Origin of the sequence: Paenibacillus sp. NRS-1781, assembly GCF_050467745.1 — a bacterium.
In the GTDB taxonomy this organism is placed as follows: Bacteria; Bacillota; Bacilli; order Paenibacillales; family Paenibacillaceae; genus Paenibacillus; species Paenibacillus terrae_A.
This window is the reverse complement of the sequence record NZ_JBITPI010000024.1, coordinates 171269-194284: the sequence shown is the minus strand read 5'-3', so window position 1 is coordinate 194284 and position 23016 is coordinate 171269. Positions and strand designations below refer to the sequence as shown.

At 47.6% G+C, this 23016-nt stretch carries 18 protein-coding genes and 1 pseudogene; 12 read left to right on the top strand and 7 right to left on the bottom strand.

The window, feature by feature from the left end; all coding sequences use genetic code 11:
* Positions 1–16 precede the first annotated feature (16 nt).
* The 4 genes from ACIFO6_RS09970 to ACIFO6_RS09955 all read left to right on the top strand — a co-directional run bounded on the left by ACIFO6_RS09970 (position 17) and on the right by ACIFO6_RS09955 (position 5735).
* A complete protein-coding gene (locus tag ACIFO6_RS09970; RefSeq protein ID WP_430040438.1) occupies positions 17–859 on the top strand; it encodes a carbohydrate ABC transporter permease in 843 nt (280 codons plus the stop codon).
* Between the two features lie 82 nt (positions 860–941).
* Positions 942–2327 (top strand): arabinan endo-1,5-alpha-L-arabinosidase, encoded by a 1386-nt coding sequence (locus ACIFO6_RS09965; protein ID WP_430040436.1) that lies wholly within the window; start codon positions 942–944, stop codon positions 2325–2327.
* 41 nt (positions 2328–2368) lie between these two features.
* Positions 2369–3340, top strand: coding sequence for a glycoside hydrolase family 43 protein (locus tag ACIFO6_RS09960; RefSeq protein ID WP_430040434.1), 972 nt, complete (start codon positions 2369–2371; stop codon positions 3338–3340).
* A gap of 307 nt (positions 3341–3647) precedes the next feature.
* Positions 3648–5735 (top strand): class I SAM-dependent methyltransferase, encoded by a 2088-nt coding sequence (locus ACIFO6_RS09955; protein WP_430040432.1) that lies wholly within the window; start codon positions 3648–3650, stop codon positions 5733–5735.
* Between the two features lie 86 nt (positions 5736–5821).
* Here ACIFO6_RS09955 and ACIFO6_RS09950 read toward each other — a convergent pair whose 3' ends face one another.
* The gene (locus ACIFO6_RS09950; RefSeq protein WP_430040430.1) at positions 5822–6460 is read right to left on the bottom strand and encodes a copper amine oxidase N-terminal domain-containing protein; all 639 of its coding nucleotides are present in this window, start codon (positions 6458–6460) and stop codon (positions 5822–5824) included.
* Between the two features lie 300 nt (positions 6461–6760).
* Between ACIFO6_RS09950 and ACIFO6_RS09945 the strand changes: the two genes are divergently transcribed.
* A complete protein-coding gene (locus ACIFO6_RS09945) occupies positions 6761–7186 on the top strand; it encodes a VOC family protein (RefSeq protein WP_430040428.1) in 426 nt (141 codons plus the stop codon).
* Between the two features lie 254 nt (positions 7187–7440).
* On the opposite strand, the gene nrdF is transcribed toward ACIFO6_RS09945, so the two are convergent.
* The 3 genes from nrdF to nrdI form a co-directional block, all read right to left on the bottom strand.
* Complete coding sequence (nrdF, locus tag ACIFO6_RS09940) at positions 7441–8406, bottom strand: class 1b ribonucleoside-diphosphate reductase subunit beta (protein ID WP_430040426.1); 966 nt, start codon at positions 8404–8406, stop codon at positions 7441–7443.
* 208 nt (positions 8407–8614) lie between these two features.
* Positions 8615–10699 carry a class 1b ribonucleoside-diphosphate reductase subunit alpha gene (gene nrdE, locus ACIFO6_RS09935; RefSeq protein WP_430040424.1) on the bottom strand — a complete coding sequence of 695 codons (2085 nt, stop codon included), beginning with the start codon at positions 10697–10699 and terminating at the stop codon, positions 8615–8617.
* On the bottom strand, positions 10686–11045 hold the full coding sequence (nrdI, locus tag ACIFO6_RS09930; protein WP_137062615.1) for a class Ib ribonucleoside-diphosphate reductase assembly flavoprotein NrdI: 360 nt from the start codon (positions 11043–11045) through the stop codon (positions 10686–10688). Before nrdI ends, nrdE begins: the two co-directional genes overlap by 14 nt.
* A 426-nt stretch (positions 11046–11471) precedes the next feature.
* On the opposite strand from nrdI, the gene ACIFO6_RS09925 reads away from it, so the two are divergent.
* Positions 11472–12044 carry a GNAT family N-acetyltransferase gene (locus ACIFO6_RS09925; RefSeq protein ID WP_430040422.1) on the top strand — a complete coding sequence of 191 codons (573 nt, stop codon included), beginning with the start codon at positions 11472–11474 and terminating at the stop codon, positions 12042–12044.
* Between the two features lie 248 nt (positions 12045–12292).
* Here the strand turns inward: ACIFO6_RS09925 and ACIFO6_RS09920 are convergent, their stop codons facing one another.
* Positions 12293–13984, bottom strand: coding sequence for an ABC transporter substrate-binding protein (locus ACIFO6_RS09920; protein ID WP_430040420.1), 1692 nt, complete (start codon positions 13982–13984; stop codon positions 12293–12295).
* A gap of 280 nt (positions 13985–14264) precedes the next feature.
* Here ACIFO6_RS09920 and ACIFO6_RS09915 point away from each other — a divergent pair, with 280 nt between their 5' ends.
* The 5 genes and pseudogenes from ACIFO6_RS09915 to ACIFO6_RS09895 all read left to right on the top strand — a co-directional run bounded on the left by ACIFO6_RS09915 (position 14265) and on the right by ACIFO6_RS09895 (position 20032).
* Positions 14265–15353 (top strand): LacI family DNA-binding transcriptional regulator, encoded by a 1089-nt coding sequence (locus tag ACIFO6_RS09915; RefSeq protein WP_430040418.1) that lies wholly within the window; start codon positions 14265–14267, stop codon positions 15351–15353.
* Positions 15354–15546: 193 nt separating this feature from the next.
* A complete protein-coding gene (locus tag ACIFO6_RS09910) occupies positions 15547–18099 on the top strand; it encodes a beta-mannosidase (RefSeq protein WP_430040416.1) in 2553 nt (850 codons plus the stop codon).
* Positions 18100–18174: 75 nt separating this feature from the next.
* Positions 18175–18825 (top strand): annotated as a pseudogene (locus tag ACIFO6_RS09905) (TIM barrel protein); the annotation flags it as partial.
* A gap of 192 nt (positions 18826–19017) precedes the next feature.
* Positions 19018–19758 carry a DUF1361 domain-containing protein gene (locus ACIFO6_RS09900; RefSeq protein ID WP_430040414.1) on the top strand — a complete coding sequence of 247 codons (741 nt, stop codon included), beginning with the start codon at positions 19018–19020 and terminating at the stop codon, positions 19756–19758.
* A 76-nt stretch (positions 19759–19834) separates the two neighbouring features.
* Positions 19835–20032, top strand: coding sequence for a YwbE family protein (locus tag ACIFO6_RS09895; RefSeq protein WP_430040412.1), 198 nt, complete (start codon positions 19835–19837; stop codon positions 20030–20032).
* 109 nt (positions 20033–20141) lie between these two features.
* Here the strand turns inward: ACIFO6_RS09895 and ACIFO6_RS09890 are convergent, their stop codons facing one another.
* Positions 20142–20348: a hypothetical protein gene (locus tag ACIFO6_RS09890; RefSeq protein WP_430040410.1), complete on the bottom strand. Its 207-nt coding sequence runs from the start codon at positions 20346–20348 to the stop codon at positions 20142–20144.
* A 24-nt stretch (positions 20349–20372) separates the two neighbouring features.
* Positions 20373–21692, bottom strand: coding sequence for an MFS transporter (locus tag ACIFO6_RS09885; protein WP_430040408.1), 1320 nt, complete (start codon positions 21690–21692; stop codon positions 20373–20375).
* A 187-nt stretch (positions 21693–21879) separates the two neighbouring features.
* Here ACIFO6_RS09885 and ACIFO6_RS09880 point away from each other — a divergent pair, with 187 nt between their 5' ends.
* Positions 21880–22911: an FUSC family protein gene (locus tag ACIFO6_RS09880; protein WP_430040406.1), complete on the top strand. Its 1032-nt coding sequence runs from the start codon at positions 21880–21882 to the stop codon at positions 22909–22911.
* Positions 22912–23016: the final 105 nt, after the last annotated feature.

The following is a 23016-nucleotide window of genomic DNA, read 5'->3' as shown; positions in this document are numbered from 1 at the left end:
AGGAGTGAGTCTGATTATGTCCCATAGTCAAAGAACGAAAGTTACCAATATCATTATTTTTATTGCACTGGCGATTGGAGCGATTGTGATGATCGCGCCGCTGCTGTGGATGCTGTCCACTTCTGTGAAAGAAAAGCAGGATGTCTTTGCTCTTCCACCGGTATGGATACCAGAAGTATTCCATTTTAGCAAGTATAAGGAAATTTGGGAAGCGGGACCTTTGTTAAGCGGGATCAAGAACAGCGTGATTGTGGCTGTCAGTGTTACCGTTGTGGGTACCTTTACATCCAGTGTGGCTTCTTTTGCATTTGCAAAACTGAGATTCCCTCATAAAAATAAACTGTTTCTTTTACTCATCGCATCGATGATGATTCCATACCCAACGGTTATGATTCCACAGTTTATGATGTTTTCCAAGCTCGGTTGGGTAGACACGCTCTTGCCCCTGATCGTTCCAGGTTTGTTCGGGAATGTGGTTATGATCTTTTTCCTGCGGCAGTATTTGCTCAGTGTACCGGACGCCATTATCGAAGCAGCTAAAATTGACGGAAGCTCTTATTTCCGACTGTATTCGTCCATTACATTCCCGCTTATTAAGCCGGCAGTAGCGGCACAGCTTATTTTATGGTTCATGGGAATTTGGAACGATTATTTGGCACCGATTATTTACTTGAATTCACCGGAAACGCAGACGTTGCAGTTGGTCATAGCGAACTTTAATGCGACCTATGCCATTCAGACGGATTATCCGCTCATTATGGCAGCTTCCATAGTCGCTTTGTTACCTGTGCTGATTATATTCCTGATCTTCCAGAAACAGATTATTGAGTCGGTTGCTATTTCCGGTGTCAAAGGTTAAGTGTAGCCACTGGAGGGCACGGATGAATGATGCAAGGCAATCACAATATGTAATGGGTAAAGGAAGGAGGAGAATAACAGTTATGGTAATGCTGCTTATGCTGGGCCTATCCGGCTGTGGAGATAATACCCCGGACCCTGTATATCCGCAGGCTCCGCCTCCCGATCACTTGTATGACCAAAGTACGATAAATGATGAGCAGCGCTGGACGATTAACAATGCGCATGATCCTGCGATTATCAAAACAGATCAGGGCTATTATGTATATTCCACGGATGTAAAGGCAGGCGGAGAACTGAGGCCGGGGGTCATGGTACGTAATTCGACTGACCTGATTCACTGGAACTGGGTGCAGTATGCGCTGCCTGGCATTCCAAAAGAAGCAGAGGCATGGTCGTCAGCAACCAATCTGTGGGCACCGGACGTTATTAAAATGGGCGATATCTATCGGATGTATTATTCAGCTTCTACTTTTGGCAGCACACGGTCAGCCATCGGATTGCAGACATCAAGCTCGCCGGAAGGCCCGTGGAAGGATGAAGGGCTGGTCGTTAAAACGAAGGAGCATGACAAGCTGAATGCAATTGATGCCAATCCGGTGCTGGATGCGGAGGGGAATCCGTGGATGGTATACGGCTCGTTTTTTGGAGGCATTTATATTACGCCACTTGATCCCCAGACTGGAAAGCTGAAGGAGTCTAGCTACGGGAAAAATATTGCCGCCAGAGATCGAGCAACAGAGGATGGTGCTGTGGAAGGGCCATACATTGTGTACAATCCCGCATTCCGCAAATATTACTTGTTTGTCTCATATGATTCTTTGTTCGAGGACTATAATGTACGCGTTGCCCGCTCGGATTCGATTACAGGTCCGTATGTGGATATCAATGGACATGATATGGCAGATACCAGCTATTTGCCCCAATATGAGATCGGAAACAAGGTATTGGGTGGCTATCGGTTCAGCGAAGGAGAAGGCTGGGTTGCGCCAGGTCACAATTCCGTTCTGAAGGACGGAGAGGATTATTATATCGTGCATCATGCACGGGGAGAGACGGATAAGCGATGGCCGTATCTGCATGTACGTAAAATATTATGGACCGCTGAGGGCTGGCCTGTCGTATCGCCGGAACGGTATGCGGGCGAGCAGGAGCAGGATATACCTCAAAGATTATTATCCGGCAGTTGGGAACGCATCGTGATGAAGCAGGAAGTGGACGGTCAAGTGGAAGCTGAACCGCTTCGTCTGGAAGATGGAGGTCGGGCAACCAGCGGAACGCTTGAAGGCCAGTGGAGCTTTGACGGCAAGCGTACTTTAACACTGGATTGGAGCGATACATCCGAAAGGACCAAGGAACAACTGCTATTGCTTCCTTCATGGGACTGGGAGCTGGGTCGCCAAACTTTAATTTTTACGGGTATGGACGACAAGGGAGTTTCCATTTGGGGTAAGCGTATCGGCGATTAATTGTATGAACTTACATACTACACATAGAGGAGAGAAAAACCATGAATCAACCTGTATCTTTTACTAATCCGGTCATTGAGCAACGTGCAGACCCTTGGGTTTACAAGCATAGTGACGGATACTATTATTTTACCGGATCTGTACCCGAGTATGACCGCATTGAGGTTCGACGGGCGCTTACCATTCAGGGCTTAAATACGGCAGAGCCTGTCGCCGTGTGGCATAAATATGAAACAGGCCCGTTAAGCGCCAATATTTGGGCACCGGAAATTCATTTTATTGATGGCAAATGGTACATTTATTTTGCAGCAGCTCGCACCACTGAAACGAAGGAAGGTCTGTTTGACCACCGGATGTTCGTGCTGGAAAATGCTTCGGCTAACCCACTGGAAGGAGAATGGGTGGAAAAGGGGCAGATTAAAACCCGTTGGGAAACGTTCGCGCTGGATGCCACAACCTTCCAGCATCATGGAGTGCTGTATTATGTGTGGGCCCAGAAGGACCCGGACATTGTCGGTAATTCCAATCTGTACATTTCTGAAATGAGCAATCCGTGGACGCTGCGCGGTGAGCAGGTGATGATCTCAACCCCTGAATATGATTGGGAAGTCATCGGTTTTAAGGTGAATGAAGGAGCGGCAGTTCTGAAACGAAACGGACGAATCTTTATCAGCTATTCAGCCAGCGCCACAGATTATAATTATTGCATGGGGCTACTGACAGCGGACGAGAATGGAGACTTGCTCCACCCTAAATCATGGGCGAAATCGCCTGAGCCCGTATTCTGCACGAATGAGGAAACGGGCCAATTTGGACCCGGTCATAACAGCTTTACGGTTGGGGCTGACGGTAATGACGTCATCGTGTATCATGCACGGAATTACAAGGAGATTACGGGTGATCCGTTGTATGACCCGAATCGCCATACACGTGTTCAGTCGTTGAACTGGCATGAGGACGGGACGCCTGATTTTGGCATTCCTGTACCGGATGGAGTTCCTGCTGGTAAATAAGCGATACGAATGTTACAGAAGTGGCGTGTTGTATAACAGCGGCGAAGTTTTCTGAACAATGCAGGAAATGATAAATTAACTACGTATAACAAGGATGATTAGATATCTTCTAAGCCGTAAGGCTGGGAGATATCTTTTTGTTTTCGCGGCAGTGGGAGTCCCCTTTTCAAAACCTCGGTTTATGATTGTTAAAAAAGTTTAATATTTTCCACGGGATGTAAACAATAAATGTATGGTAAAGTGTATTTTATACAAGGCTCTTATCTACACGTATTTACCGAATCCGAATCAATCGAGGTGAGGAAAAATGCTGCAATCGTTAAAAGCCATTGCCAACTATCGAAAAGAAAGTGATCTGGCCTGGGATACGCCGACTTGGCTGAAACTGCTCGTTTCGGCTGAGGAGCGCATTGTGAATCTGGAACGCATCCACTCCATAGGGGAGTTAAAGGATGCTAATCCCGTACTGGATTATGTGGAGCGTACGTTGCTTATTTTGGACGGGCTTCCATTGTCTTTCTGGATTAAGGAGCTGCTGGAAGACGTGCTGGTATGGTCTGAGACGGCCAAAGGAGGCACAGTTCGCGAACGGCTGCGCTGGCAGCAGGAGGGCATCAATTTATTTGTGCATAATATTGGTTCCGCCCAGCTGTACGTCAGACAGGCTCAAGCGGAGAAACCGGCGTTCCCCCGCAACACTATGACTCGGATTCTGATTGAGACCCATGGATTAATCGGGCAGTATATACGGGGTGAAATTCCTTTTGCGGAAAATCGGGCGCTGCTGGAAATTACCCGTAAGGGCTGGTTAAGCCACGAAGAACTGGAGCTTGCCTTACTTGCGCTAAATGAGTGCATTATCGCCGGGGTAGACCCTGAGTTATGGGAGCAGGTACGGAGTGAAGTGGAGCAACTGATTGGCTGGATCGCATGGGATAACGCGCCTGTGGCCTGGAGTGTGAAGGAACGACTGGAGAGATTACGGTCGGTTTCTATTCATGAAGGGGAACCCTTCGAGCAGGCTTACGCCGAGCTGGAGCACGAGCTGAATGTAGATAAGGCGCTGGCTCCGTTGGAGAATCGAACGCTTTGGTATGTGGAGTCGGCTTTACAGGATTTTTCGTTGCAGGAGCTGGTGAAGGTATTTTTACTTGCGTTACGGGATGGTACGGGACAGGAATTGCCTGCAACGGTGCGACATATCAGCTTTGAATCTCTCATGAACACGATGCATTATGACTATCGCGGCATCAAGAAAATTAACGTTTATAAAAAACGGATGATTGAGAAATATTTACACGCGCTATCCTGGCAGGATATCTTGCAAGGAAAACGGAAGCATAATCCTCATTTGAATGTGGTCGTGGAGCATAAAGAGGAGCTGCAGAGTACCGTGTTTTTTAATTTTCATTTTTCATCTGCGGCTGAGAAGCTGATTGACTTTTGCATCGAGGCGGAAAAAACGTCTTTGTATGACAAAGCCATATTACTACTGTTTGACCTGTTCGGCTTGCGCCGTGATGCTTATGATCGTTTTCACAATGAGGAAACATACCTTGCGGATATGAATCAAACCGTAGATTACAAAAAGGTCATTCTGGATTACGTGACGGGAACTCGTGTATTGGATATCGGACCGGGCGGGGGTGTGCTGCTGGACCTGATTGAACAGGAGATACCGGACGTGAAGCCGCTGGGACTCGATATTTCTGTGAATGTTATTGAAGCGCTCAAACGTAAAAAGCAATTGGAGGGCCACCGCTGGGATGTGATTAAAGGAGATGCTCTCCAACTGGAGGAATTTATAGAGCCGGGGAGCATGGACACGATCATTTTTTCGTCCATTCTCCACGAGCTGTATTCTTACATGGAACGGGATGGAGCCCGGTTCAATCTGCATACGGTGGAGGCTGCTTTGCAAAGCGCCTATCATGTGCTGGCACCGGGCGGACGTATCATTATCCGTGACGGCATTATGACTGAACCGGCAGAACAGCGCAGACGAATCCGGTTCCTGGAGCCGGACGGAATGGAATGGTTGCTGCGATATGCCAAAGATTTTACAGGTCGCCACATTGAAGTGGAGCGTGTGAGTGAGCATGAGGCTATTTTGCCTGTGAACGATGCGATGGAATTTCTGTATACCTACACCTGGGGGACGGAAGCCTATATGCATGAAGTGCAGGAGCAGTTTGGGTATTTTACCCCTTCACAGTATGAAGAGTGTATTCGCCGCACGCTTGGATCGCAGGCTATAATCCGGGAGAGCCGTCACTATTTGCAGGAGGGCTATACGGAAGCGCTTGCCGGGCGTATTGGATTTACCGATGAGCAGGGTCAGCCTGTTCCCCTGCCGGATAGCACCTGTCTGTTTGTGATTGAGAAGCCGCAATAGAGTAGGTTAAGCTGATCCAGTTGAACCAAAAAGCCTTTTGATTGCGCCAAGTGCGATCAAAAGGCTTTTTGGCATATTGGATTGGCTTATAGAGAGATTTTTAGCGTATTTGTGTTTTCATCATAGACTAATTGCGCACCCAATCCTTTGGCGAATACCTGTACAGGTACATAAGTGGTGTCATTGATCGTCTTGGGGGCTACAGCGATTTGTTCCGCTTGTCCGTTGTAAAATACGGTTTGGCTTCCCAGGGTTAACGTGACTTTGTGGTTGGCCTTGGTAATTCCTATGGTTCCAGTACCGTGATCCCATACGACCTCTGCCTTCAAGCTTTCTGCTATATCGCGCAAGGGAACAAGATTTGTATTTTGGTAGACAATGGGCTTGGCTGTAAAAGAAATAGGCGTTCCATTCACGAGTACTTTCAGATTGGATGTAGTATAAGCGGGTTTTTGGCTCTGTTGTGTACTTTGCTTCTGTTTTGATTTTTGCTTTGATTTCGTGGTTTTCTTGGATGCAGAGCTACTGGAAGAGGAAGAACTGCTGGAGGAAGAACCCCCGCTATGATAGTGATATTCCCCGTAGGAAAGGCCCCATTTCGAGCAGTTGGTCCAGCAGGTATGGCCGCCACTGGAGTCTGTTCTGCCCGGATGAGCAGATACGGATAAAGAACCGGTTAGGGCGAGCAGTAAGACGGAAGCGGTTATGCCGATTTTCTTTTTCATGAATTGTGATCTCCTTGTTATTCGAAGTTTTTATATGACCCTCAAAGTAGAAGAGAACGTTTGCAGTGTTGGGTTCTATAGAATATATCGGTAGCAGTATTCCAAAAATGTACCATAATTAACTCCTTTTTTCGATACCAAGAAGGCAGGTGTGTTCGTGTATGTCCTCGCATGTGGAGCAGCAGCTTGGCATATCGGTAGAAGAAAGATAACAAACAACTCTGTTTATCTTAACACTTTTTGCATATAATACAGGAGAAATGACAGGATAGCTTTAAAAATGAAGGAGTTGTGTTGAAAATGTCAAAGCGTTTGATCCCCTATATTACGATGAATGGAAATGCGAAGGACGCGATTCAATTTTATGAAAAGGTATTGGATGCCCAACTGCTTTTTATCCAAACCTTCGGTGAAATGCCTGAAAATCCGGAATTTCCGATTCCCGCAGAGATCAAGGAACGTGTGGGACATGCCACCCTCAAAGTCGGTGAGACAGAGCTTATGTTTTCCGACACCTTTCCTGGCTCGCCGTTCAGCAGCGGGAATCAGGTGAGCATCTGTATTACAACCGACAGTGTCGAGCAATCCAGAAGAATGTTTGACGCTCTACAGCAAGGAGGACAGGTGGGGATGGCTTTGCAAGAAACCCATTTTAGTCCGGCTTATGGGAATGTAACGGACAAGTTTGGTATTACCTTTCAAATTTTCACGGAGGCTCGGTCTTAAACAATGGAAAACGGCCCGATTTCGCTACCTTGGCGATCTGGCCGTTTTTTTTGTATGAATCCTCGTTCAAGATGTGGGTTGGACTTCCTTATGATCAAAATGGAGAAGCGAAGCGTACGCCTTTGCCCGGGGATTCTAACCTTAATACTAATCCAAAAGAATCCCTTGACAACAGCGATCGGAAGAACTATCCACTTGCGGAGTGGTCTCCCTCAGCATTACCTAAACAAACTATTTTCACATATATCTATTACCTACACTCCAAAATTAAAATCATCATCAGTCAGCGGCTCCACATTCATTGCACGCACGTAGCCGTTTCCTTTTTTAGAAAAGAAATCATGCTGCTTGGTGTGGGTGCTGATGCCGTTGAACACAATCGGATTGACTTCTTCTTCTTCAAATAATGGATCAAAGCCCAGGTTCATCATAGCCTTATTGGCGTTGTAGCGTAAAAAGACTTTGACATCGTCCACCAGCCCGATGGGAGCATAAATTTGCTCGGTGTATTGTTCCTCGTTATTGTGCAAGTAGCGCAGCAACCCTACCAGCGTCTGGTACAGATCCCGTTGCTCTTCCTCGTCCAGCTCTGCATAAATCTCCTGTGCCAGCACACCCACATAAACACCGTGAATACTTTCGTCCCGTAAAATCAAGTCGATAATTTCTCCGCTGCATGTCATCTTGCCCTGACCCGCCAGATAGAGAGGGTAGAAGAAGCCGCTATAAAATAAATAGCTTTCTAACAGCACTGACGCTGCCATAGCGAGATACAAGTCTTTTGGCGAATGAATATTCATATAGTACTGACGGATGGTTTCCGCCTTGGTCTGGAGATGTGGATTTTCCTCTACCCAACGGAATATATTATCAATCTCTTCCGTGGAAGCCAGGGTTGTAAAAATACTGCTGTACGACTTCGCATGAATTTGTTCCATCATCGCCATAAAGCTTAATACAGCTTTACGTTGCAGCCCGTCCACATGCTCCATAATTTGCGGCATACCTACGCCGCCTTGAATCGTATCCAGCAGCGTTAAGCCACCTAATACTTTCATATAGGCTTCTTTTTCAATATCACTGAGGGTTACCCAGCTCATTTTATCGTCGGACAGCGGAATTTCATCATCCGTCCAAAATTGCATAATGTTCTGATTCCAGAACATCAGTGTGAAATCATCGTCTGAGCGGTTCCAGTTTACAGCTTGTATACCTGTCATTATTTAGCATTCTCCCTTCAGCTTTCGAGATTCCCTAGAGGCATCATGAAATGACATAGACGAATCATCGTATGCTTGACATACGGAAGCTGCATCCGCGAGGCCGTGTCCCAACCCATAAAGGGCGGAACATCGCGCTGGATACAGCTTCTAATGAAAAGCATCCATATAGTATGAGGACTTCTAATGTTAATTTATGAGTACGGTCTTAGATCGAGCAGGTGAGGCACTCTTCTACAGACAGCTTTTTGGTACGTGTGTAGTACAACGATTTGAGTCCTTTGTGAGCAGCATAGAGATAGCAACGCGCCAATTGGCGTGTAGTCACGTCACTGTTCACATGAAGCACGGTCGAAATTCCTTGATCCACGTGAGGCTGAATTTCGGCAATCAGGTCCAGCACCTTGAACTGATCCATTTGATACGCGGATTTATAAAAGAACACATTATCTCGTTGCAAGTAAGGCATTGGATAATAGGTCGTCGAGTTCGCATAGGTACGTGTTTCAATTTGTTCCACGATAGGCATTACGCTGGACGTCGCATTTTGAATATATGAAATGCTGGCCGTCGGCGCAATCGCCATACGGTACGCGTGATACAGGCCATGCTTCTGCACGTCTGCTTTCAGCTTGTCCCAATCCTCTGGAGAAGGAATATAGATGCCACCAAACAGCTCTTGTACGCGTTCCGTTGTCGGACGGTAATCGGTGTTCAGATAACGGTCAAAATACACCCCAGTCGCGTAATCCGATTCCTCAAAGCCATAAAAGCTTTGTCTGGCCGCTTGCGCGATTTCCATGCTTTTCTCCAAAGAGTGATAGTTCATCGTCATAAAGAAGGTGCGGACAAAATCCTTCGCTTCGTTGCTTTCATAAGCAATTTTGTTCTTGGCAAGATAGCCATGCAGGTTCATGATACCCAGACCGACAGAATGCATCTCACGGTTTGCCTTGGCAACACCCGGCGCGTTCGCGACTTGGGTCATATCGCTGACCGAGGTCAGGGCAATCATACCCTCGTGAACGGATTCGCGGATTTTGCCATGCTCCATCACATTTACAATGTTGAGAGAAGCCAGATTACAGCTAATATCCCGACGGATTGTATCCTGTTGGCCGTAATCTGTAATTTCAGACGTTTCCTGTAATTGGAAGATTTCCGTGCACAGATTCGACATTTTAACCTGGCCCACGTTTTTAAGAGCATGTGCCTGATTCGCGTTACTTTTGTTCATCATGTATGGATAGCCGGATTCCAGCTGGATCATGGCAATTTTGGTCAGCATGTCACGCGCGCTCATCGCTACTTTTTTCTTCACCCGGTCGTCAGCGAGCAGTGTATCGTACATTTCATCCAGATCCATATCGTCCAGATGCGTACCGTAGGCCTTGAACACACTATAAGGAGCGAATACATGCAGCGGCTCATTATCCTGAGCCAGCTTATAAAAGCGGTTCGGAACAATCAGTCCGATGGAGAGTGTCTTCAGGCGTACTCTTTCGTCGGCATTGATTTTTTTACTATCCAGGAACTCCAGTACATCCCAACCGAAAATGTTGTAGTATGCAGCGCCGGAGCCTTTACGTTGACCCATCTGATCCGCATAGGAGAAGCCGTCCTCCATCAGCTTCAGCACAGGCATAATTCCTTTAGCCGCGCCTTCTACACCTTTAATCGCTTCGCCACGTGACCGCAGCTTCGACAGGTTGACCGCGACACCGCCGCCGATTTTGGACAACTGCATGCAAGTGTTTAGCACGTAGTTAATTGAGTTGAGGGAGTCGTCCATTTCGAGCAGGAAGCAGGATACCAACTCCCCACGACGGCTTTTGCCTGCATTCAAGAAGGTTGGCGTAGCCGGCTGGAGACGCTGCTCCATCATCGAGCGGGACAACAGACGTGCCGTATCGGCGTTACCGCGGCCCAAATGCAGGGCGACGACCGCCACCCGGTCAGGATAGTGCTCCAGATAAACCTTACGGTCATTGCTTTTCACTGCATAATCCGTATAAAACTTGGATGCTGCCATATAGGAAGGGAATTTAAAATGATAACTATGAGTGATATGGAAAATATCCTTAATTTCGTCAGCTGTATAGCTACTATAGAAATTTTCGTAATAATCATTCTCAATCATGTAGAGCACTTGAGCCGCTGGATCTGCAAACTTCAAGCTCCGTTCTTCGACTTCCTTCATAAATTCGTCTACAGCCTCTTGGTCCTTTTCCAATTGGAAAAAGCCATCTGTATCGCGTTTCATCAACATGTTGTTCAATTCAATATGCCGCAACTCGGCTCACCCCCTGTTTGAAACGCTCTACATCGCCGAACGTTCCGGATAATTCAAATTTACTGATGACAGGTACGTTATAATGGTCGGAGATCAAATCCGCGCTTTTGGCAAAGCTCTCGCCCCAGTTACGGTTGCCGCTGGCAGCCACACCCACGAGGTTTTGAGCATTTTTTTGCAAAAAGGAAGATACCCTCTCAGGTATCTGTCCAAACCCCGTTGTATATGTAATGAGTACGTAAGGTTCCTCTATAGTCATTTGCTCCTGGATTTGGACCGCCGGAAGCTTGAGCTTCCCGATAAATCTTTTTACATTGCCGGTCTTGGAATCATAGGCAATCAGCATTGTATTCAACCTCCTTGACATTTGGCAAAACAGCATCTGTCCAAGGCTCGAAATCCTGTAAAGATTCGCAACCCCTTGCTGGCCGTGCTTCGCCAAAATTTTAACGCCTATTTATATTGGTATTTCCATATCTGTATTTTCAAGATATATGTGTAAAATACGCGTTGTACACTATATTTAGAGTACGATTTCTATTTTATATCTATATATAGGTGAGGTCAATCACTTTTAAAAGGTTGGGCACAAGGATTGAGGGCAAGTCCAAGCGGGGTGCGGGATAAGCAGAATAACTTTTTTTTTCGTGCCAATTTTACAAATGTACTGGAGTTTTGGAGTATGAAGATGTACGATTTGTCAATAGGAGATACAGCAGTAAATCTACCTTTTACTGTAGGAAAATAAGTATGATGGGAGAGAAGATGTAATATGCCACATATTATTGGGGAACGCATCGTGCTGAGAGAGTATCGTCAGGAGGATATACCGGAAATACGAAAATGGGTCAATGACCCGGATATTACATGCGGTTTGAGCGATGCTTTTACTTATCCTCATTCTCAGACGAACAGCGAAGCCTATGTACAGATGATGATTGACGGCAGTTCGGAGACGAAGGGCTTTGTCATTGCGCATAAAGACACGCTGGATTATATCGGACAACTGGATTTATTTAGAATCAACTGGATGAATCGGCATGCCACACTTGGCATAGTGATCGGACGCGACGATAACCTGGGCAAAGGCTACGGACGTGAAGCGATCCGGCTATTACAGAAATTTGTATTTCATACGCTGAATCTGAATCGGTTGGAATTGGAAGTCTTTTCATATAATGAACGTGCATATCGCTGCTATCTGTCCTGTGGCTTCAAGGAGGAAGGTCTTCTGCGGCAAAAGCTGTTCAGGGAGGGCCAATACTATGACGTTATTCAAATGGGCATTTTGCGAAGTGAGTATGAGGCTGCGGAGCAAACGACGGAATCTTCGCAGAACGTGTAGGGAAACAGACAGTCATCATCGTGTCATGTATATATGGAACGAAACAGAACGTTCAATGTAAAAGGGCTGAACAGCATTAGGCTGTCAGCCCTGTAATCTTTCATTCATATAAGCCAAACTCGAACTATAAGCTGACTTGAAAAAATAAGCATCAAAACGGAGTAGGCGGAATGGTGCTGTACAAGCGAAGCACCATCCGACTGCGTAGTGGCACAGTAAGTAACTTTTAAGTTCAGCTTATTTGATCGTTATTTTTCCGCGTTCCACAGCTTCAGCCGATTTTGGATCAGTCCGGTGTAGGTTTCTTCAGCCTTCGGCACACCTGCCTGATCCAGCTCTTGGAGCATACGGTCATAGACAGCATCAAATTGGTCGGGCTTGGCGAGTACAGCTTCGGGAATCCGTTTGCGCACAATGTCCTGCGACTTCTGATAAATGACATTGTAGTTCGTATTGGTCGGAACGGGCATGTTGTAGGCGGCGCCCCATTCTTTCACTGGAAAATCCTTTTCGTTCGGGAACAGGTCCTTCCACGTTCGAGCATTGTAGGCTTGCAGGGATTTTTTTTCGGCCCGGCTGTAATTTTCGGTAATCATCTCTGGATAGTTCGTCGTATAGTAGTTGCCGGAAGGGTCCTTGATGCCGTCACCGTAATGCGGCCCCCATATCCAGTATAAACCGATGCCCGACTCTCTCATAAAAGCGGAATTATCGGTGTTTTTACGTTGCTGCACATCGGCCGGAATAACCCGTTTGCCATTCTCTACATTGTAATGCTGGCCTTCGATTCCCCAGTTGCGCAAAATTTGTCCTTCGTCGGAGGCCAGAAAATCCAGAAATTTGATGGCACGCACGGGATTTTTGCACGAGGTCGTAATTCCGATCCCGTATGCAGCATCAAAGCCAAGCGGCTGGAGGGAATGATCCTCGTATTTCTCGCTTAACGTAACCGGGAAATGAGCGTAGGTAAATTCATCCTTGCCCGACGCTTTGAGCGCGTTTTCGGCATCCTGATAGTTCCACTCCTGATCAATGAGTCCAATCACACGACCTGCGGCGATTTTGGACTTGTATTGATCGCTTTTTTGCACAAAAGTATCCTTATCCAGCAGTCCTTCGTTGTACATGTGATTCAGCCAGCGAAAATATTCCCGTTCCTCCGGGCGTTTGTAGTGGAGAATGGCTTTATGCGTCTTGGGGTCGATATAATATTCTCCATCATCCGGGCCGCCTGTAGCGGTAACTGCCGGATTTGTTACGGTAATTTGAATTTTCCAATCTTCGGCATCCAGGGAGAGGGGAATGGTGGGCTGGCCGTTAGTGGTGGGATATTTGGCGACATAGTCCTTGAGTGCTTTTTCAAAATCCTGAACCGTACGAATTTTCGGATAGCCGAGCTTCTCCAGCGCCTGATGCTGGATTTCGAACCCGGCTTGTGCGTCAAATGCGATGTGATCTACACCTAAATTTGTCGGAATGGTATAGATGGCAGGGTCGTCATTGCTATATTTAATACGGTTAAAATAGTCTCCGTACACTTTCTTGATATTGGGGCCGTATTTATCAATCAGGTCGGTTAAGTCAATGAGTGCCCCGGCATCGACCAGCTTACCGACATCGCTTTTGGGATAGACTAGGTCAGGATACTCTCCGCTGGCAGCCATCAAAGCAAACTTTTCCTCACTCCGGCCATTGACGGCATGTTCTCCGTTCAGTGTCACGCCCGTTTTTTTGATAATTTCCTGTCCAATTGCATCCTTCATGTTATTCCAGTTCGAGCTGGCGTCACCACCAAAGAAAGTAAGTGTAACAGGACTGGTATCATCGGGATTTTCATTTTCTGCTGTACCGCCTGTTCCGTTTGCGCAGCCCGTCGTGACGAGCAGCAACAAAGCCAGGAGCAGGATGGAGCCTTGTCGTACCGACCTGATCTTGAACATCTGCAAAATCCCCCTTTATAAGTATGATTTACATAATGTAAGTGCTTTCAATGGTAAATTGTAGGGAATACCGAACCTTCCGTCAAGTCATTTATGTTGAATTGTTATGTGTTTGTTTTTTTATTATGCAAACATATTTTGGTGGATGGTGTGGATTTGTGCTAATCTATCGTTTGATGATCTGAAACAAAGTGTGCTACGATGATACCAGTTTATGGGTACACCCTTGTATTGGAAAGTCAGAGGCAAAAAAAGATTCCGAATAGGGTTGGGTGAGAAGATGCGTGGAAAAGTAACGTTGCAGGAAATTGCGGATGCGGCTGGTGTTTCAAAGTTCGCTGTTTCACGTGCATTGTCCGGCAAGCCCGGAGTAAGTGAGGAAACGAGGGCAGTGTTGGTCAAGCTGGCTGCCCAGATGGGCTATTTTCGCAATCATCCAAAGACAACGGGGGTGGAACCTCGGGACACGGATGCCGGGGAATGGTCGGGAACTGTGTTGGTGTTATTTCCAAATATACGTCACCAAAATAGAGAATCCAGGTATTGGGGTCCTGTGTTTGAAGGCATTTCTGAGCGCTTGAATGGAAAGGGATTGAACATGCTGACGTTAACGGAGCCTTCAACAGAGGATATGTTTACTTTGCTGAATCCAGAAGCGATCAGGGGCATTATCACAGTGGGGTCGATTTCTACTTCTATATTGCTGAATATTTATCGGATGAGCATTCCGGTCGTCATGGTGGACCATTGGGATACTGCGTTTCTAAGCGATACGGTGTTTACAGATAACCGTACATGTATGTCTGAACTCATGAGAAATGTGCTGTCCAAGGGCTATACCCGTTTTCAATTTGTCGGAAATGTCGACGATGCTCACAGTTTCTATGAACGTTGGGAAGCTTTTCGCTCCACACTGGAGCTTGGAGGAATAGACTTAAAGCAAAACGGAGCGTTGCTCCACATGGGAGCGCAGAAGCTTGCCGAGGAATTGGACAAGCTGTCCGAGGATGAATTGCCGGAGATGTTTGTAAGTGTGAATGATGTGACTGCCGGGCAGGTGGTGGATGCGCTCAAACGAAAGGGAGTTGATGTCCCAAGGCGCTGTGGAGTGACTGGTTTTGACGATACGAGCGAGCAGATGCCGATTTATGCTACGGTGAGAGTGGATAAGGAGCTACTGGGAATGCGTGCGGTGGATCAATTGCTATGGCGTATAACCAACCCGGATTCGCCCGTCGAGAAAAAGCTGCTGCACGCGGAGCTAGTCGTACGGGAGGGGTATGCGCCGCGGCTCAGTCAGGGAAATGATGCTCATGAACACCCGATTAGTACAATCAAATATAGTCGATATCCAGATGTAAATGATTGAGCTCTGTACATGGGGAAGATAAAAAAGTCGCTTTTAGCCTTTTTTGGGAGAGAGCGACTTTTCTTTGTTGTTTTGCAATTTGTTTTTTTTGAAAAACAACGATTTGATCAATTTGTTAGCTTGATGTTATTTTTGTTATGTTTATAGAGGAGTCAAGATGTTCCCAATCATCCTTACAGGGAGGCTTGCGAAGATGTTCAATGTGACAGGGTTGGATAACTGGAGGTTTAGGGTAGCGCAAGGTGATGAGTGGCTTAGCGCGAAGGTACCGGGATGTGTGCATACGGACCTTTTACGACATGGCAAAATTCCTGATCCTTTTGTCGGAACGAACGAGGAGAAGGTACAATGGATTGACAAACAGGACTGGATATACGAAGCCCATTTTGAAATGAGTGTGGAACAGCTTCAGTGCCCGTGTATAGAACTGGTGCTGGAGGGCTTGGACACGTATGCGGAGGTAAAAGTGAATGGCCACCCCGTTTTGACGGCCAACAATATGTTTCGGATGTGGAGGCGGGATGTGAAGGCATGGGTTCAACAGGGAGAGAATCGGTTGGAAATCGCGTTCCGTTCTCCAATAGCTGAGGATGTGCCCAAGCTGGAACAACTAGGTTACGCTCTTCCTGCGCCGAATGATCAGTCCGAAGCGGGTGGTTTGGCGGACAAAAAGGTAAGCGTTTTCGCGCGTAAGGCTCCTTACCATTACGGTTGGGATTGGGGGCCGAGGCTGGTGACGAGTGGCATTTGGAGAGAGGTGCGCGTGGAGGCATGGTCCGGCCTGATCGTAAGGGACTTGTTTATCCGGCAGGATGAAATAAGTGCAGAGGGAGCCAGACTCACGGCTGTGGCAGAGATTGAGAATGCGGGTGAGATCAGAGAATCCGATCTGCGTATTTCCGCTGACGGCAGGGAGTGGTCGAAGCCTGTTCGTTTGCTGAAGGGAAGGCAAACGGTGGATCTGGAATTGTATATGGAGCAGCCAAAGCTGTGGTGGTGCCGGGGGCTTGGAGAGCCGCATCTATATACGTTTGCAGCCGAGCTTGTGGAGCGGGATGAAGGAGCTGTAATCGCGGAAAAAACGGTGAAGACGGGCTTGCGTTCGATTCGTCTTGTGCGTGAACGGGATGTGGCGGGAGAGAGTTTTTATTTTGAACTGAACGGGGTTCCAGTGTTTGCGAAGGGAGCCAACCATATTCCGAATGACAGCTTTGCCCCTGAAGTGACACGGGAAAGGTATCGGCATGAGATTGCCAGCGCTGCCGCCTCTCATATGAACATGTTGCGGGTCTGGGGCGGCGGTATTTATGAGGAAGACGTATTTTACGAGCTTTGCGATGAATACGGTTTATTGATATGGCAGGATTTTATGTTCGCGTGCAGTATGTACCCGGGGGATCAAGCTTTTTTGGACAATGTGGCTAAGGAAGCGGAGGACAACATCAAGCGTCTGCGCAATCATCCATGTATCGCGTTATGGTGCGGCAATAATGAGATTGATTCGGCTTGGGCGCATTATGAGGAGAAGGGAGGCTGGGGCTGGAAAAAGAATTATACGCCAGCGCAGCGAGAGCGCTTGTGGTCTGATTATGAGACGCTCTTTCACCGGATTTTACCGGAAGTGGTACACAGCTGGTCCCCGCAGACGGCATATTGGCCCTCGTCTCCACTGATTGGCCTGTCTGGAAACCGAAATCAGCATGCTCATCCGTCCTCGACGGCTGGGGATGTTCATTACTGGGGCGTGTGGCACGCATCTGAGCCTTTTGAGCATTACCATGTGCATGTGGGGCGCTTTATGAGTGAATATGGCTTTCAGTCCTTTCCCGAATACAGGTCCGTGCGCGCTTATGCGGAAGAAAACGATCTGGAGCTGGAATCTACGGTAATGCTGGCGCATCAAAAGAACGGGGCGGGCAATCGCCTGATTAAAGAATATATGGAACGGTACATGCGGGAGCCGAAGGATTTTAAAGCTTTTCTTCCCATGAGTCAGATTTTACAGGCGGAAGCGATGAAAATGGCCATCGAGGCGCATCGACGTCGCAAGCCTTACTGCATGGGCACATTGTATTGGCAAATGAATGATTGCTGGCTCGTTGCCTCCTGGTCGAGCATGGACTATTTTGGTCGCTGGAAGGCGCTGCAATATACGGCTAAGCGCAGCTTTGCCGATGTGCTGCTGAGCGTGGCAGATACGGAGCAGGATCATAAGGAGCTGCATATTGTCAACGATACGCTAAAAACTGTTCAAGGCACGCTGCGGCTGACGCTTTTGCATATCCGGGGTAGTAAGGCCATCCGTGAAGAGGACATTCAGGTAGAGCAGCAAGCTAATGCAGCGGGGCCGGTACATATACTGCCTGCCGACAAATGGCTGAATGGCCTGAACCCTGCTGAGCATATGCTGGTCGCACGTTTGATACAAAACGGTGAACCGGTGGCTTCCTGTGAAGTTTATTTTGCTGACACAAAAGAGATGGATTTGCCGCAGCCGAATATTGAAGTAACAGAGGTGCAGGGAAGCGGAGGAACCAGCTTTAACCTTCGCTCGGATGTACTGACGAGGCATGTATGGCTGTCAGCGGAGCGGGAAGGCATTTTTAGCGACAATCATCTGGATTTGGCTCCCGGTATTCCTAAAGCAGTGGGGTTTTTGGCTAGGGGCAGTGAGGGCTTGGCTTTTGAGGCAGCTTCTCCAGGCAAACTGACCGTACACTCGTTGGTAGATTGGGTACAGGGATAGAAAATAAACAGATCAGGTTTATCCGTGGCTGCAAAGGTATTTTGTCAGTGGCGTGATGCTTGGAGCGGTGAAAGGATGATGACGATGAAGGCGAAGGGGGAATACTCCTTTTCCATCTGTTGGAATATTAAAAAGCATACCGTTGGCATAGAGGTTGTGGAGGAAATCCGCGAGCTGGGCTTTGGCCGGGTGGAGCTGAACTATAACATTACCCGGGAAATGCTGACGACGATTGAGCGGGGAGAAATCGGAATATCGAGTGTGCATAATACGTTTCCATATACGCCTGACCCGGATTACGGTACGGATTCCGTTCTGCTCGGATTTGATGATGAGACGAAGCGAAAACGCGCGATAGAGCTGCTGGTACAATCCGCGGAGTATGCGTATCGTTATGGTGCAAAGGCGGTGGTTGTGCATCCCGGGGAGGTTCCGTTTCCTTACGATATCAGCGGCGAGCTGGAAGTGATTTACCGAGAGCAGGGCAGGGATTCGGCTGCTTATCAGGTGTTGTGGGCACAAATGCTGGAGCGGCGGAATACGCTGAGCGGGCATTATGTACAACGTATCCGCGACAGTCTGGAAGAGGTGTGTGACCGTATCACCTCCAAGGACTATGATGTAGCAATTGGTATGGAAACGCGTTCACGCTGCTATCAGATGCCTACCTTGCAGGAGGCCAAGACGATCATAGACGATTTGAAGGGCGCCCCTGTATATCTGTGGTAAGTTTGAGGTACGATGAGCACCTGTTCCGAGGATGAGGTCAGTCTCGGAGCAGGTGCTTTTTCCCGTTTTGATGCATGCTGAATGGAGCGCTTCCATTGAGCTTGAAGCGATTGTGGTGTACACTGTCCAGAACAGGTGTAAATTGGAACGTCAAAAGGCTGGACGGCTACAAAGGAGGATAAGACACACATGTATGCCCGTTTAAGATCATTAAATTATCCTGTAAAAGGGTATGTTTTTATCGTATTGGCTGTATGCTCGGTGATCAGCACTCTATGGATCATTAACGTGCAGCTGCCCTCGGGGGGACGCCCTTATCGTTTTATATGGTGGAATATGATGCTGGCCTGGATTCCCATGATTTTGACCTTGCTGCTGGACGTCGTTCATTGTTCCTGGAGAAGGGGAACGAGGACGTTATTGCTGTGGATAACGGGAGCGGTATGGCTCTTTTTTTATCCCAACACACCATATTTAATCACAGATTTGCTGCATGTATTCGCCCGATATCCATTTCTTGCGGAGCAGCGCTTCTGGGGAGAGCCGTATTTCTGGAATCATGTACTAGGGATGCTGTTGGTCGCTGTCCTTGGGTTGACGATGGGATTTGTATCACTTGAATCTGTACGGCAGCTGGTACGACGTGCACGCGGCGAGTTTATAAGCTGGTTGTTTGTGCTGGCGGTACTGCTGCTCAGCAGCTTGGGCATTTATATTGGCCGTTTCTTTCGGGGGAACACGTGGGATATTGTTTCTGCGCCTTCTCAGCTGTATGCGCAGGTGTCCTCCATATGGGCAGATACCCTACAGCGTACTCATTTTGTAGAGTTTAGCGGTATGGTATTTGCTATTTTGTTCATTAGCTATGTATCCACGATGTGCGTCGTTTGGATCGGCAATAGCCGTCGGGATGAATGGCGTAACTGGTGATTTCGATGCGACTGAGTAGCCGAGTAGCTCCATAAGATTGAATAGAGAGCTTGAATAGAGAGGAGGAATAGATTTCATGAACGGACAGAACCGATCAGATATTCGCGCAGGGCTCCAGGTGGATATTGTGCTTAAAAAAGATCAGCCTACCGGAAAGCTGACGCGAGGAACGGTGAAGGATATTTTGACCAATTCTCCGCGTCATCCGCATGGAATTAAAGTGCGTTTGGCAGACGGACAGGTTGGGCGAGTCAAGCATATCGTAGCTAATTAGAATAAAGCTGTAATGATAGTGGAGGGTGGTTACAGAATGCATGCTAAAGCATTTTGTAACCACCCTTTGATGTATCCTGAGATCCACAGTTTCCAAGGCTATATATACGTCATAGGGCGGCTGTCGAGATGCAGGGTTGCGGCATCCATGTGGCTGTCCAGTAGTCGTTCGAAAATGCGATCCCAAGTCTGCCGACATATAAAATAATGAATGCGTCTGCACGAACGCTCCATTTTCTCCATACTGCTTGACGTTCCACTTTAGGTTGGAAGCGATGGGTATCAATGCCCCGGCCCCAGATTTCGAGCTGACTCATTCCTTTATTGTGCCATGATTTTGTTTACGGGCTTGCCGGGTTTTGTAAAAGCTGACCCGCGGACGGGCGGTTTTCTCGGAACATCCAAAAGTAGACAAGGGAGGACAAAATATAAAACACACCTGTCATGCTGAATGTGATGGCATAGCCCCAGTAATTGCCGTAGGTCGTAACCAGATAGGCTTGTACAGGTCCCATCCCTGCGGTTCCTAGCATCCAGGTCGTCTGGAGAACCGAATTGGCAATCCCCCGGTTTTTATCCGATACACGTTCCACCAGAATGGCGGTTTGCAGCGGATTGGCGGCATTCATCAACGCTTGCCTGAACAGAAAGCTGATGGAAGCAATCCAGAGGACATTCGTGAAGCCGGTAATCAGAAGAAACGGGAGCGAGAGCAATTGAAAGCCAACGACAGCCTTGACCAGTCCGATTCGGCTGCCAAGCGTAGGCCCGATCAGCATAGAGAGGATCGTCATCAGCTGACCAAGAGCAATCAGCAAACTCATCGCACTGAGCGATACGGAAAAGCGGTTCGTAAAATACAAATTGAGATAAGGGATGACCAGACCTGAGCCCAACCCGAGAAAAAACTGGGCAAGGACAAATTGCCCGATGACTCGGGTATCCGAAGAAGCAGCAGCAGGTGGTACGGGTAAAGCGGGCGTGGATTTCGCCGTATTCGCTGATACCGGTTCAGGTGTCGATTTTGCAAGGGCCGCTTCTTCTTCAACATGAGTCGCTTTTGTCATGAACAATAATGGAATAAAAGCGGTCAATGTTGCCGTTCCTCCGAGGAACAGGGCAACCCGCAGACTGGAGAGCTGTGTGATTCCCCACGTTTGCAGCCCATCCGCAAGCACACCACCGCCAAAGCTCCCTATGACCTGTGCCGCGAGTACAAGAGCCGAGTAATAACTGAATATTTTCAAGCGCTGGGCTTTACTTATGCTTTCCGCCAAAAAGGGCACAGCCAGCACCTGAATAAAAGCGGCGAATACGCCCGAAACGACGGCGAAAACCAGCATACTGCCACTGGTATCCGTAAAGGTACGGATGAGAAAGGCGACACCGCTGAATAACGCTCCGATGACCAGCATGTGTTTGCGGTTCGTCCGATCCCCTAAAAAACCGACCGGAATAAACAGCAAGGCTGTAGCCAGCGCCTGCATGCTCACCACCCGGCCACTCATGTCATCCCCGAAGCCCAGCCCCTGGATATACAGGTTATACAGAACGGAAAACATCCCCGTACCCATCTGGTACAGCAGATTGGCGATAAAAAACAATTGGATATTACGCGGCCACTTTCGAGGCTCGTCTAACATTTTGCTAATCCATGGCACGATGCGGTCCTCCTGTGACGTTGATGCAGATCAGTAGATTGTATTGATATGTATTCTAGCAGGATCTGTGCATTTCATAAATATTCCTTGTCTCCGATTTTTTTGGGTAATAATAAAGCATGGACTTTGTCTTGAAATTTCATTATAGTAATTCGGTATGAATAAATTAGAAGGGTAACCAGGAGGGATGGCTTTGGCTTTTGGAGCACGGGTGTTAAAAACGGGAATCGCAGTGACGCTCGCCCTTTTTCTGAGCATGCTTTTGAACACCCATTCGCCTGTGGGGGCAGCGATAGCCGCTATTTTTGCCATGCAACCGTCAATATACAGGTCATGGCGTTATTTTCTGGATCAACTCCAAACAAGCACACTAGGTGCAATCATGGCGTTGGTGGGCGGAATGGTATTTTCAAATGAACCGATTGCGGTCGGATTGGTATGTGTACTGGTACTAATGATATGTCTGAAAATAAATATGGCTGATACGGTAGGACTAACACTGGTAACCGTTGTTTCTGTCATGGAAGCCTCGGATGACTGGAAATTTGCCGTGACCCGTTTTGTGCTTACTTTAATCGGGATTGTTTCTGCTTTTGTAATTAATATTACGGTGTTTCCTCCGAAACCGAAAAGACAGTTTATCAATCAGATTCAAAGTGTATTTAACACCATGTCCTTGCTGCTGCGCACCGCTATTTCCGATGAAATTAAGGAGTCTGTCTTTAAAGAGGAAAAAGGAAATCTGGAGGGAGCCATAAAATCGCTATCGGATAAATATCATTTGTTCGAGGAAGAGCAGAAGAAGCTCAAGCGCTCCCGGTTCAGTCAGACGAGACAGATGGTGGTATACAAGCAAATGCTCGGTAGTTTGCATAAAGGGTATGAGGTACTGGACGCGGTAGAAAGGCATTACTTCCAGTCTGTGCGACCGAAGGGAACGGATGCGTTTTTTGATAGTCATCTGGAACTGCTGATCCGGTTCCATGAACATGCGCTGCTGAAATTTGAAGATAAGCTGAAACCGAACGAGGAAGAAAGCGAAATGTTCCAGCAGGCGAACGGTGAGTTTATGAAGCAAGCGATTACCCGTTTTGACCACTGTCAGGAGGGAATGCTGAGACTCTCGATTGTGGCTGCTGCGATGTATGACTATGGTCATCAACTGGAGCGGTTGAGCAGACTGGCGGAACATATTCATCCTGTGGAAGAGAGCAAGTAGCGAATGTATGAAAAAGCAAAAAGCGGCCGTATTCATCTTATAGATGGACGACCGCTTTTACGTATATAAAGGCATAAAAAAAGCCCACTGGTTGCGAACAGGGGT